This is a genomic window from Nonomuraea sp. CX421 (assembly GCF_059358955.1).
In genome coordinates this window covers 317,763-329,980 of record NZ_JCADBK010000005.1, presented here as the reverse complement: position 1 = coordinate 329,980, position 12,218 = coordinate 317,763, and the positions used below count along the sequence as shown (strand labels likewise).

Here is a 12,218-nt window from a genome sequence, read left to right as displayed (position 1 = left end):
GACCTGAACCGGCCCCAACGTCGGCCCCAATGTCGGCCCCAACGCCAACGCCGCCGCGGACCGCCGATGCCGACGTCGATGCCGTCCGTCCTCCGTCCTCCGTCCTCCGTCCTCCGTCGTCCGCTGTCCGTCGATGCCGTCCGTCCTCCGTCCTCCGTCGTCCGCTGTCCGTCGATGTTGTCTGCCCGACGCCTTCGCCGTCTTGCATGAGTCGTATCCGAAAGGGCGGCGTCGCCGTCCGGGGCGACGCCCCGTATGTGCGGTGCTGGGGTCCAGCTCGACGTGCGGACGTGGAGCTGGGAGGCGCGTCCATATATGTGAACGTTTGCCAGAATTGTGGACAAGCCGCCGCAACTGTAAGAATCGGGCTGAAGAAGTGACAAGACTCCGGAGGGCCAATCGATGATCTACGGACACGACCCGAGGACCGGGCAGACCTTGGGGGCCGCCCTGCCCGAAACGGACCGTGACGGGGTCGACCTGATCGTCTCCGCCGCGACGATCGCCGGCGTGGCCTGGCGGGTCACCCCGGCGGCCGAGCGGGCGCTCGCGCTGGAGGCGATCGCCGACGCTCTCGCCGCACATGTCGACGAGCTGTGGCGGCTCGCCGACCAGGAGACGGCGCTTGGAGAGGTACGCCTGCGCGGCGAGGTCGCCCGTGCGGTGGGGCAGTTCCGGCTGTTCGCCCAGGTGGTCCGTGATGGCGGCTATCTGGACGCCGTGATCGACCACGCCGACCCCTCGGCCACGCCACCTCGTCCGGATGTGCGCCGGATGAAGCATCCGCTCCCGGGTGTCGTCGCGGTGTTCGCGGCGAGCAACTTCCCGTTCGCGTTCTCGGTGGCCGGCGGTGACACGGCCTCCGCGTTGGCGGCGGGCTGTCCGGTAGTGGTGAAGGCCCATCCCGGGCATCCGAACACCTCTGAGCGGGTCGCGAAGATCGTACGGAACGCTCTGCCGTATCCGGATCTGCTCGGGCTCGTGCAGGGGATGCAGGCCGGTGCGGACCTGGTGCGGCACCCCGAGGTGGTGGCCGCCGGGTTCACCGGCTCGGTCGCCGGGGGCAAGGCGATCCAGGCCTTGATCGACGAGCGCGAGGTGCCGATTCCGTTCTTCGGCGAGCTGGGCAGTGTCAATCCAGTCGTCGTGCTGCCGTCCGCGTCCATGGCCGAGGTCGCGTCGGGGTTCGCTGCCTCGCTGACGCTGGGGGTGGGGCAGTTCTGCACCAATCCTGGGCTGATGTTCGTGCCGGAGGACGGCGAGTTGCGCGAGGCGGTGGCCGCCGCGGTCGAGGGCAGCGCTGGAGGGGCGATGCTGGCCGAGCGGATCAGAGACGGCTACCTGGGCGGGCTGGATCGGCTCGGGGAGCTTGCCCTGCTGGCCGAGGGCAAGCCGGGCGAGGGGAGCTGGGCGGTGACGCCGAAGGTGTTCACCACGGATTTGGACACGTTCGCCGGGAAGCTGCCCGAAATTGCCGAGGAGTGTTTCGGGCCGGCGTCCATCGTCGTCACTTATCGCGATATTTCGGATCTGCGGGTGGTGCTGGAAAGGCTGGAAGGCTCGTTGACGGCGACCGTGCATGCGACCGATCCAGACGAGGCGGCTGAGGTCGCCGAGGTGCTCGGACGGAAGGCCGGACGGCTGATCTGGAACGGGTGGCCCACCGGGGTCGCCGTGTGCTGGGCGATGCACCATGGCGGTCCGTGGCCCTCTTCCACTGCCCCTGCGCACACGTCGGTCGGCGCCACGGCCATCGATCGATGGCTCGTCCCGAGGGCTTACCAGGACTGGCCTGAGGAGTTGCTGCCGGACGTGTTGAAGGAGGCCGGTTCGTTGGGTGTGCCGCGTCGGGTTGACGGCGTACTGGAGCGCTGACTCATTGGGTGGCCGTGCCGCCTCCGGAGGTGGGGCCGTGCCGGGCTTGGAACAGCCCGTCCGTGGCACACCTCGTGGCCAGGTTCGCAGGACCGAGGATGGTTGTGAGTTCTGAGGAGGGCGTCGCGAGGGAGGAGCGCGAGGGAGGAGCGCGAGGGAGGAGAGTGGTCATCGCCGGGGTCGCCACGGTCGTCGGCTGGTTCGTGACTGGAGTCGGCCGCCTGAGGTAGGTTCTCGGCCTTGCTAGAAGCGGAGGCAGGGGCTCGGCCAGGGCTGGGTGCGATCGGCTGGCCGTAGTGCTGTGCCACGTGGTGCGGGCGTCACCGTGTCAGGGTGTCGCGGGCGGTGCGGATCGCGTGCAGGGCCTCGTCCACGCGGTCACGGTGGGTGCGGAAGCTGACCACGCTGATCCGCAGCATGTAAGTGCCGTCGATGAGCGTGCTCGACAGGAAGACACGGCCCCCGTCGTTGACCTGTTTCAGCAGTGCGGCGTTGAACGCCTCGGTGTCGCCTCGTTCCGGGATCCAGCGGAACGCGACCGTGGTCAGCCGGGGCTCCCAGGGCACCTCGAAGCCGGCCTCGCGCAGCGAGTCGTACGCGTACCGGGCGAGGTCGAGTTTCTCTTCCAGGGCCTCCCGGAAGGCGGCCAGGCCGTGCAGCTTGATGGGCAGCCAGAGACGGAGGCCGCGGAAGTCGCGGGTCAGTTCGGGGGAGTATTCGGAGAAGTTCGGGATCTCGTCCTCCGCGCCGAGATCCTGCAGATAGTCGGCGGACAGGTGGTGCGCCTCCCGCAGCAGGGCGCCGTCACGGACGATGAGCGCGCCGGTGCCGTACGGCAGGAACATCGCCTTGTGCGGGTCGAGTGTGATGGAGTCGGCCCGTTCGATGCCGGAGAGCAGGTCCCGCCCGCGGTCGGTGAGCTGGAACGGTCCTCCGTAGGCGGCGTCCACGTGCAGCCAGAGGCGCTGCGCGCGGGCGATCGTGGCCAGGTCGTCGAGCGGGTCGATGGCGCCGGTGTTCGTCGTGCCGGCGCTGGCGACCACCAGGAAGGGGCGCAGCCCGGCTTCGCGGTCCTCCTCGACGAGCCGGGTGAGGGCGAGCGGGTCCATGGCCAGGGTGTCCTGGGTGGGCACGATCCGTACGTTCCGCTGGGGGATGCCCGCCAGCATGGCGGCCTTGGCCGAGGAGGCATGTGTCTGGCCGGTCACGTAGAGGACTCCGTCGAGGAAGTCCTCGCCCAGGCGCGTGGCGCGGGCGGTGACGATGGCCGAGAAGTTGGCGAGCGAGCCGCCGCTGGTGAGGATGCCGCGGGCCTGTTCCGGATAGCCGAACAGGTCGCACAGCCAGCGGATCGCCGTCCATTCGAGCTGGGCGCAGACGGGCGCGAGGTTCCACACGGACACGTACTTGTTGAGCGCGGACGCCAGGAAGTCGGCGAGCGCGGCCGCATAGAGACCGCCGCCCGGGATGTACGCGAGGTAGCCGGGGCCCGTGGTGGTGGCGCCTCGGGTGGACGCTTCGGCGACCGTCTGGAGGAGAACGGGGAGCGGAGTGCCGTGTTCGGGAGCCCGTTCGCGGAGGTTCGCGGCGAGTCGTTGCGCGCCGTCGAGGTCGAAGGCGGGCATGGTGGGCAGGTCGCGGATGAAGTCCGCCACGAGGTCCAGGACGGCCTCGCCCATCTGGCGTGTCTCGTCGGGGCTCGGCTCCAGCGGGTGGCGCGGGAAGTGCGGCATAGGCCGGATCCTGCCATCTGGTACGCCGTCATCCCAGATGTGACGCGCCCTGAGCTCACCGGGGTGTGGGTGAGGGCGCCGGGATGTCGAGGGATGGCGGATGATCGTGAAAAGGGGAGCCGATTTAGTATGAGAGTTCATTTCGCCTGCCGGGGAGTCGCGTATGCGTGAGCCGCTCGTCATTGCCGTTGCCCAGCCGTCGTGCCTGCCCTACGACGTGGCCGCGAACGCGGTCGCGCACGCCGAGGCGGTCAGGGCCGCCGAGGCCAGAGTGGTGGTCTTTCCCGAGCTGTCGCTGACAGGGTACGAACTGGACGCTCCCGCGATCTCGGCCGATGATCAGCGACTGGCTCCCCTCATCGAGGCGTGCGCCGAGACCGGGTCCCTGGCACTGGCAGGGGCTCCGGTGGGCGGTGAGGCGGGCCGGGCGTACATCGCGATCCTGGCCGTTGACGGCACCAGGGCGAGTGTGGCTTACCGGAAGATGTGGCTGGGCACGGAGGAGGCCGAACGGTTCACCGCCGGCGACAAGCCGGCCGTGCTCCAGGTCGACGGCTGGCGGCTGGGGCTCGCCGTCTGTAAGGACACCGGTGTCCCGGAGCACGCTGCCGACGTCGCCGCCCTGGGCGTCGACGCCTATGTCGCCGGGACACTGAAAACCCCGGAGGAGTCGGCGGTCCAGGACGAGCGTGCCCGCCGGGTCGCCACCGACCATCGGGTCTGGGTGGCGGTGGCCAGTTTCGCCGGGTCGACCGGCGGCGGGTTCTCGCGGGCCGCCGGCCGTTCGGGCATCTGGGCGTCGGGTGGCGCGGTGGTCACCCAGGCGGGGCCCGAAGTCGGCGCGATCGTTCGGGCGACCCTTCAGTAGGTGACCCTTCAGTGGGTGCCCCTGGGGCTGAGGTCCGGCCGTTGTTCGCGTGGCCGTCCGTGCCGAAAGGAGTCGCCGGGACACCGGCCGGCCGCGTGAACGGCTAGCGGATGCCCTCCCGCCTGAGAGTGGCGGCCAGCTTGCGGGTGTGGTCGATGACCGCGTCGGTGATCTTCTCGACCTCGGCGGGAGGCAGGCTCACCGGCATCGAGCAGCTGATCGCGTCCGTGGCGGGGATGCGGTAGTCGACGGCGACCGCCACGCAGGCCACGCCGGGGGTGCCCTGCTCCCGTTCGTAGGCCCAGCCTCGGGTGCGGACCTGGTCGAGCTCGCCGGTCAGCTCGGCCAGGTCGATGATCGTGTGCTCGGTCATGACCGGCATCGGGTCGGGCATGAGGGCGGCGACCTCGTCGTCGGTGAGCTGGGCGAGCAGCGCCTGCCCGAGCGCCGTCACGTGGGCGGGCAGCCGGCGGCCGACCCGGGGGATCACGTGGTGAGCCTCGCGCGACTCGCGGGTGGCCAGGTAGAGGACGTGCGCGTCGTCGCGGCGGGCGAAGTGGGCGGTCTGGCCGGTCTCCGCGCGAAGGTCCTCCAGGGTCTGCTGGGCGAACGGCAGCGCCGGATCCTTGTCGAGGTAGGCCGTGCCGGTCAGCAGGGCGTGCGGGCCGATGCCGAATACACCTCTGGCCCTGTCGGTCTCCACCCAGTTGAGCTCGACCAGCGTACGCATCAGGGCGTGCAGGCTGCTGCGGGGGAAGCCGGTGCGCTGCTGGAGCTCCGACAGGGTCAGGGGCTCGGGGGAGGTGGCGAGGGCCTCCAGGATGCGTACGGTCCGCTCGGCGGACTTGACCAGCTGCCGCTCCATGATCGTCCCATCTAGCCGACAACTCCGAAATGTCAGGATAGAGGATGGCGTCCAGATATCTGGACGCCATTGTTCGCGCTCAACCGATCTGGGCAGCAGCCGGTCAGGGCCCGCGCCTCCGGCGAGGTTCCTGTCGGCGGTCACGCTCCCAGTGTGCAACCGGTTGTAGGACATCCGAGTATGAGCAAAAACGTTAACCGCGCCCCGCTGGCTGCTGTGCGCCTCTGAACAGGGGTTTCTCAGTTAACGATATATCGATAACGGGTTTGTAACGCCTGCAAAGGGTTGACGGAACTTTCGCGTCCCCTATAGGAAGGCGCTATCCGATCCCGCCGCGCCGGGCAGGCCCTGGAATGAGGGATGTATGCATCCATGTCCGACTCAGTCTCCGTAACGCCGGAACGCGCGCCTGTGGCCCAGCCGCCTCCGCAACCGCCCGGGAGGCGGCGTCACGTCAGACAGGTGAACGTTCACAGGAGGCGCGAGGCCCGCACCGCCTACGTCTTCCTCGCGCCCTGGTTCATCGGCCTGTTCGTGATTACCGTCGGCCCGATCCTGGCCTCGCTGTACCTGTCGTTCACCGACTACAGCCTGCTGGAGCCGGCGAAGTGGGTCGGGCTGGACAACTACGACAAGATGTTCACCGAGGACGACCGGTTCCTCGCCTCCCTGAAGGTGACCACGATCTACGTGGTCGTGTCGGTGCCGCTCCAGCTGGCCTTCGCCCTGGCCCTGGCACTGGCGCTGGATCGGGGGCTGCGCGGCCTGCCGTTCTACCGCTCGGTCTACTACCTGCCCTCGCTGCTCGGCGGCAGCGTCGCCATCGCCATCCTGTGGCGCAAGATCTTCGGCACCGAGGGCCTGGTCAACTCACTGCTGGGGCTGTTCGGCATCGAGGGCACCGGCTGGGTGTCAGACCCCGACACCGCGCTCGGCACGCTGATCATCCTGCACGTGTGGACGTTCGGGGCGCCCATGGTGATCTTCCTGGCCGGGCTGCGGCAGATCCCGCAGAGCTACTACGAGGCCGCGGCGGTCGACGGGGCCAGCAGGATCCGTCAGTTCTGGTCGATCACGCTGCCCCTGCTGACTCCGATCATCTTCTTCAATCTCGTGCTCGAAGTGATCAAGTCGTTCCAGTCGTTCACCCAGTCGTTCATCGTCAGCGGCGGCAACGGGGGGCCGGTCGACTCCACGCTCTTCTACACGCTCTACCTGTACCTGAAGGGCTTCAAGAGCTACGAGATGGGCTACGCGGCCGCCATGGCGTGGGTCCTCCTGCTCATCATCGCCGGCTTGACCGGCGTGAACTTCATCGCGTCGAAGTATTGGGTCTTCTATGGCGACACGAAGTAACGCGGCCCCGTTCCTGTTCCGCCCGTTACCGCGGGGCGGCCGGCTGCTCAAGCACCTCCTGCTGATCGGGTTCGGCCTGATCATGCTCTATCCGTTGTTCTGGATGGTGTCCAGCTCGCTGAAACCGGAGGAGCTGATCTTCCGGGAGCCGGGCCTGTGGCCGAGTGAGGTCACGCTGGACAACTACGGCGACGGCTGGACCGCGCTCAAGCACACCTTCGGCTACTACCTCTGGAACTCCGCCGTCATCACCGGCCTGTGCGTGGCGGCCAATCTGGTCGCCTGCTCGCTGGCCGCCTACGCGTTCGCCCGGCTGGACTTCCCGCTGAAGAAGCTCTGGTTCGCGATCATGCTCGGCTCGATCATGCTGCCGCACCACGTGACGGTCGTGCCGCAGTACATCGTCTTCGCCGAGCTCGACTGGATCAACACGATCTGGCCGCTGGTCGTGCCCAAGTTCCTGGCCACGGACGCGTTCTTCATCTTCCTGATGGTGCAGTTCATCCGCACCCTGCCGAGAGAGCTGGACGAGGCCGCCGCCATCGACGGCGCCGGCTACTGGCGGATCTTCCTGCGGGTCATCATCCCGCTGTGCACGCCGGCGCTCGCGACGACCGGCATCTTCACCTTCATCTGGACCTGGAACGACTTCTTCAGCCAGAACCTCTACCTGACCAACAGCGACAACCTCACGGTCGCCGTCGCCCTGCGCCAGTTCCTGGACTCCAGCGGGGAGTCGTCCTGGGGGCCGATGTTCGCGATGTCCATCGTCTCGCTCGGGCCGATCTTCGGGTTCTTCCTGGCCGGGCAGAAGTACCTGATCCGTGGCATGGCGACCACCGGTCTCAAGTGATCCTCCACACCCCCCAACTCTCCAAGAGGAGGTAGAGCTGTGAATCCCAGCTCTCGCAAGAAGATGTGGACGGCCGTGGTCGTCTCTGCCGCGCTCATGACCGGGGCCGGCGCCTGCGGCGGCGACGGCGGTGGCGAGGCGGCGGGCGGTGACAAGGTCCGGATCACGTTCGCCTACTGGGGCAGCGACGCCCGGCAGAAGCTCACCGACCAGGTCATCCAGAAGTTCGAGGAGAAGAACCCGACGATCGACGTCGAGGGCGACTTCTCCAACTGGGACAGCTACTACGAGAAGATCGCCACCAAGGTCGCCGCGAACGACGCCCCCGACGTCATGAGCATCGAGATCCGCGGCCTGAGTGAGTACGCGGGCCGTGGCGCGCTGGCCGACCTGTCCGGCAAGGTGCCCGCCGCCGACCTTGACCAGCAGGTCCTCACCAGCGGGCAGATCGACGGCAAACAGTACGCCATTCCCACCGGCGTCAACGCGTTCTCCATGATCGCCAACCCCTCGGTGCTGGAGAAGGCGAAGCAGAAACTGCCCGACGACGCCTCCTGGACCTGGGACCAGTGGATCGGCCTGGCGAAGGACATCTCCGGCGCGGGCGGCGTGACCGGCGCCGAGTACAACCCCAACCCCGCCTGGCTGCAGATCTTCGCGGCCCAGCGCGGCGAGAAGATGTACGACGGCACCAAGATGGGCGTCTCGGCCGAGACGTTGAAGGCCTGGTGGTCGATCCACCAGCGGCTCATCGAGACCAAGGGCTCGCCCGACGCCGCCAAGAGCGCCGAGATCGGCGCGACCGGCCCGGAGCAGTCGCTGCTCGGCACCAACGCCGGAGCGATGGGCATGTGGTGGAGCAACCAGCTCAACGCCCTGTCCAAGTCGTCGGGCCAGGAGCTCACCCTGCTGCGGATGCCCAAGGCGGAGGGCGCGAGCACCAGCGGGATGTTCCTGCAGCCGGCCATGTTCTACACCGCCTCGGCCAAGTCGGAGCATCCGGCCGAAGCCGCCAAGCTGATCGACTTCCTGGTCAACGACCCCGACGCGGCCGGCATCCTGCTGAGCGACCGCGGCCTGCCGACCAACGCCAAGGTGCTCGCCGCGGTGAAGGACAAGCTGCCGCCCGTCGACCAGAAGACGCTGGCCTTCGTCGACCAGGTCAAGAGCGAGCTGAGCCCGATCGTCGCCCCGCCGAAGGGCGCGCTCCAGATGGAGGACATCCTGAAGCGCAACACCGAGGAGCTCCTCTTCGGCAAGGTGACCCCGGACCAGGCCGCCCAGAAGTTCCTGGCGGAGGCGAACGCCGCCATCGCGGGCTGACCACCTCCGCCCGGCCGGGGGCCCCGCACGGCTCCCGGCCGCCATCCCGGACTCGGGGAGAGCAGTTGAGCACCAGGTACGCCTTCGTCGGGCTCGGCCACCGTGCCCAGATGTACGTCGACGCGCTGCTGGGCGACTGGCGCGACACCGGGACGATCGTCGCCTTCTGTGACACCAACCAGACCCGCATGGACTACTACGTCGAACGCGTCGGCCGCCCGGTGCCGTGCTTCGCGCCGCACGACTACGGCAAGCTGCTGGAGACGGCCGACGCCGTGGTGGTCTGCACGATCGACGCCACGCACGCCGGCTACGTGTGCGCGGCGCTGGACGCCGGGCTGGACGTCATCGTGGAGAAGCCGCTGACCGTCGACGCCGAGAGCTGCGCGGCCATCGCCGAGACGGCCGAGCGTGCCCCGGGCCGGCTGGTCGTGACGTTCAACTACCGCTACTCGCCGCGTAACTCGGCGGTGAAGCGGCTGCTCGGCGACGGGGCGATCGGCGACGTCACGTCCGTGCACTTCGAGTGGCGGCTCGACACCATCCACGGCGCCGACTACTTCCGGCGCTGGCACCGCGACCGCGCCAGCTCGGGCGGGCTGCTGGTGCACAAGTCCACTCACCACTTCGACCTGGTCAACTGGTGGCTCGGCGCGGCGCCGGAGCTGGTCTTCGCGCAGACGGAGCTGCGCTTCTACGGCCAGGCGCTGCCCCGGGGGCCGCGTCCGGCGCGCGGCCAGGGCGCGCCCGGTCTCGGTACGGACCCGTTCATCCTGGACATCTCCGCCGACGAACGGCTGCAGCGGCTCTACCTGGACGCCGAGCACGAGGACGGCTACCTCCGTGACCAGGACGTCTTCGGCCCCGGCGTGACCATCGACGACACCATGGCGGTTCTCGTCCGTTACGCGAACCGGGCCACGCTCACCTACTCGCTCACCGCGTACGCGCCGTCCGAGGGGTATCGGGTCGTGTTCAACGGCACCGAGGGACGCGTCGAGCTGGAGGTGTGCGAGCGGCCCTGGACCCCGCCGCATGCCGCCGTGGACCCGAGCGCGGCGAGCAAGGAGCACGTGACCGGCTCCTGGGAGCGGCTCACCCTGCACCGTCACTGGCACCCGCCGGAGGAGGTGCCGATCGAGCAGGGGGACGGCGGCCACGGGGGCGGCGACCGGCTCCTGCTCGACGACGTCTTCCGCGGTCCTGGCGACGACCCCCTCGGCCGCCCGGCCGGTTACCGCGACGGCATCCGGAGCGTCCTGGTCGGCGTGGCGGCCAACCGCTCGGCCGCCACCGGCCGCCCCGTCCGCCTCACCGCCGACGGCACCCGCCTGACCGGCACGTGAGCCGGGCCGGCGGCGGGAGCGCGCATCGGCTCGCCGGAGGGCCGCGCGATCCAGCGGTCACGCACCGGGCCGGCCGCGGGGGGCTCAGAGCTCGGCGGCCAGGGCAGCGGCCTGCTCGGCGGACAGGCGGCCGTCGGCCACCGCCACCGCGACGCCGCGGGACAACTCGGCCCCGAACTCCAGCGGCGTGTCCCAGGCCAGGGCGGTGCCGACCCCCGGATACTCGGCGACCCGGACGAACCACGGGTCGCCCGAGTCCTGGGCGAAGACGCGGTCCTGGGCGAAGACGAGCGTCCAGTCGTCGGACGCCAGCGCCAGCCAGGGCGCCCGGGAGCCGTGGACGTCTGACTCACCCTCGGCCGAGGCGGTGAACACGCGCACCCGGCGGGAGGCGACGGGCGCGCGCCAGAAGAAACCGCCGTATCCGGCGCCCGCCCGGCCCTTGGTGGCCGAGCTCCGCACGGTCAGCGGCCGGTCGGTGAGGTTGCGCAGGGTGAAGGCGAACCGCAGCGCCCAGCCGCGCGACAGCGGCGCGGCCCGGACGGTCCGTTCCTCCCGGACGAGCGGTTTCTCGCCCGGCCGCTCCCACAGCAGCGTCTCGGTGAACCCCGTGGCGTCGCGTCCCGCGAAAGACACGTGCCGCTGCACGCCGTGGTCGTCGAGCCAGGTGGGGCCCTGATCGCGGACGTACGTGCGACCGCCCCAGAAGTTGCGGCCGCCCAGGTCGGTCACGGCGAGGCCCGCGCCGAGGTGGTGCGGATGGTCTTCGGGCCGCTCCTCGGTCACCACCACGCCGCCGAGGGTCCGTACCGGATGCAGGTAGGGGCGGGGCGCGGCGGTGAGCGGCAGCTCCGGGCGGGTGACGTACTCCGCGACGACCGCGCCCGAGACGGCGAGCGGCACCGCCCAGCTCACCCCGAGCTCGGAGAAGAGAGCCAGCCGGTCGGCGCAGGCGCCGACGACGCCCGCGATGCCGGGCAGCACGGGGCCGTCACCGGAGCGGTCCTGGTGGTCCTCGGCGATCGGCAGCGGGTCGGGCGCCAGCCTGATGGCCTCCATGACCCGCATGAACCCGCCCGTCCGCTGGATCGGCACGAGCAGACCGGCGCCCGAGCGGACGTGTTCGACCAGGTTCTTCAGCAGGTCGGTCCGCTCGTAGCGGCGCACTGGCCCGTCGTCCACCTGGACCTCGTCCGTCGTGTACGTGAGCCTGATCCGCCCCCGCTCACCGTGGACCAGCACGTACGGTTCGTCCCGCTCGGCCGCGCAGAGGGTCACGGCGGCCACGATCGGCAGGCCGCTCACCGTCGTGATCCGGACGGCCGACGTGTCGTCCGACTCGATGGCGTTGGCGTGGAACAGCTCGGCCTCCACCGACGCGACGGCGTCCCGGTCCTCGGCTCCCGCCACGGCCAGCGCGGTCGCCAGGGCGTGTGCGAACGGGTTGGTGAGCGCGCCGTCCACCACGTCGGCGCCGTCCAGCCGGCGCCGGCCCGACCAGGCGCTCCGGGTGAAGTAGGAGGCGGGCCGCGGCCACGAGCCGGCCACTCCGACGCCGGTGACGCGGCCGATCGCGCCGCTCGCGACCAGCTCGCGCACCGCCGGGACGGCCGCCGAGCCGAGGCTCTGGAACCCCACCTGGCAGGCGAGCCCGGCCTTGGCGGCGGCCCGCTCCATCCGGTCGAAGTCGGCCAGCGTGGCCGCAGTCGGCTTCTCCACCAGCACGTGCGCGCCCGCGTCGAGCGCGGCCAGCGCGAGCTCGGCGTGCGTCGGGATCGGGGTGGCGAGGATCGCGATCCGCGCGCCGGTCCGCCCGAGCAGGCCGGCCAGGTCGGCGGAGAACTCCGGCGTGCCGAGCCCGGCCAGCGACGCCGGGTCGACCGGCCGCACGTCGCAGATGCCGGCGAGCTCGAGGTCGGGGGCCAGCCGCCGCAGCCGGTCCAGGTAGTGGGAGCCGTAGCCGTGGGCCCCGGCCAGCACGACACGCGTCGTCACCTGG

9 protein-coding genes are annotated in these 12,218 nt (G+C 70.1%); 6 read left to right on the top strand and 3 right to left on the bottom strand.

What is annotated here, in order from left to right:
* Positions 1-402 precede the first annotated feature (402 nt).
* A complete protein-coding gene (locus AC5L3X_RS12910) occupies positions 403-1,875 on the top strand; it encodes an aldehyde dehydrogenase (NADP(+)) (protein WP_494857174.1) in 1,473 nt (490 codons plus the stop codon).
* Between the two features lie 320 nt (positions 1,876-2,195).
* On the opposite strand, the gene AC5L3X_RS12905 is transcribed toward AC5L3X_RS12910, so the two are convergent.
* Positions 2,196-3,608 carry a pyridoxal phosphate-dependent decarboxylase family protein gene (locus AC5L3X_RS12905; protein WP_494857173.1) on the bottom strand — a complete coding sequence of 471 codons (1,413 nt, stop codon included), beginning with the start codon at positions 3,606-3,608 and terminating at the stop codon, positions 2,196-2,198.
* A gap of 163 nt (positions 3,609-3,771) precedes the next feature.
* On the opposite strand from AC5L3X_RS12905, the gene AC5L3X_RS12900 reads away from it, so the two are divergent.
* Positions 3,772-4,476 carry a carbon-nitrogen hydrolase family protein gene (locus AC5L3X_RS12900; RefSeq protein WP_494857172.1) on the top strand — a complete coding sequence of 235 codons (705 nt, stop codon included), beginning with the start codon at positions 3,772-3,774 and terminating at the stop codon, positions 4,474-4,476.
* Between the two features lie 103 nt (positions 4,477-4,579).
* Here the strand turns inward: AC5L3X_RS12900 and AC5L3X_RS12895 are convergent, their stop codons facing one another.
* Positions 4,580-5,341: an IclR family transcriptional regulator gene (locus AC5L3X_RS12895; RefSeq protein ID WP_494857171.1), complete on the bottom strand. Its 762-nt coding sequence runs from the start codon at positions 5,339-5,341 to the stop codon at positions 4,580-4,582.
* 372 nt (positions 5,342-5,713) lie between these two features.
* Between AC5L3X_RS12895 and AC5L3X_RS12890 the strand changes: the two genes are divergently transcribed.
* The 4 genes from AC5L3X_RS12890 to AC5L3X_RS12875 all read left to right on the top strand — a co-directional run bounded on the left by AC5L3X_RS12890 (position 5,714) and on the right by AC5L3X_RS12875 (position 10,219).
* Positions 5,714-6,697 carry a carbohydrate ABC transporter permease gene (locus AC5L3X_RS12890; protein WP_494857170.1) on the top strand — a complete coding sequence of 328 codons (984 nt, stop codon included), beginning with the start codon at positions 5,714-5,716 and terminating at the stop codon, positions 6,695-6,697.
* Positions 6,681-7,550 carry a carbohydrate ABC transporter permease gene (locus tag AC5L3X_RS12885; RefSeq protein WP_494857169.1) on the top strand — a complete coding sequence of 290 codons (870 nt, stop codon included), beginning with the start codon at positions 6,681-6,683 and terminating at the stop codon, positions 7,548-7,550. The genes AC5L3X_RS12890 and AC5L3X_RS12885 overlap by 17 nt, the downstream gene beginning before the upstream one ends.
* A gap of 39 nt (positions 7,551-7,589) precedes the next feature.
* Positions 7,590-8,873: an ABC transporter substrate-binding protein gene (locus tag AC5L3X_RS12880; RefSeq protein ID WP_494857168.1), complete on the top strand. Its 1,284-nt coding sequence runs from the start codon at positions 7,590-7,592 to the stop codon at positions 8,871-8,873.
* Between the two features lie 65 nt (positions 8,874-8,938).
* Positions 8,939-10,219 carry a Gfo/Idh/MocA family protein gene (locus AC5L3X_RS12875; RefSeq protein ID WP_494857167.1) on the top strand — a complete coding sequence of 427 codons (1,281 nt, stop codon included), beginning with the start codon at positions 8,939-8,941 and terminating at the stop codon, positions 10,217-10,219.
* 84 nt (positions 10,220-10,303) lie between these two features.
* Here the strand turns inward: AC5L3X_RS12875 and AC5L3X_RS12870 are convergent, their stop codons facing one another.
* Positions 10,304-12,214 carry a DUF6807 family protein gene (locus AC5L3X_RS12870; RefSeq protein WP_494857166.1) on the bottom strand — a complete coding sequence of 637 codons (1,911 nt, stop codon included), beginning with the start codon at positions 12,212-12,214 and terminating at the stop codon, positions 10,304-10,306.
* Positions 12,215-12,218 lie beyond the last annotated feature (4 nt).

Coding starts and splice junctions, on each gene's coding strand:
- AC5L3X_RS12910 (WP_494857174.1), top strand. CDS start 403: ATGATCTACGGACACGACCCGAGGACCGGGCAGACCTTGGGGGCCGCC.
- AC5L3X_RS12905 (WP_494857173.1), bottom strand. CDS start 3,608: ATGCCGCACTTCCCGCGCCACCCGCTGGAGCCGAGCCCCGACGAGACA.
- AC5L3X_RS12900 (WP_494857172.1), top strand. CDS start 3,772: ATGCGTGAGCCGCTCGTCATTGCCGTTGCCCAGCCGTCGTGCCTGCCC.
- AC5L3X_RS12895 (WP_494857171.1), bottom strand. CDS start 5,341: ATGGAGCGGCAGCTGGTCAAGTCCGCCGAGCGGACCGTACGCATCCTG.
- AC5L3X_RS12890 (WP_494857170.1), top strand. CDS start 5,714: ATGTCCGACTCAGTCTCCGTAACGCCGGAACGCGCGCCTGTGGCCCAG.
- AC5L3X_RS12885 (WP_494857169.1), top strand. CDS start 6,681: ATGGCGACACGAAGTAACGCGGCCCCGTTCCTGTTCCGCCCGTTACCG.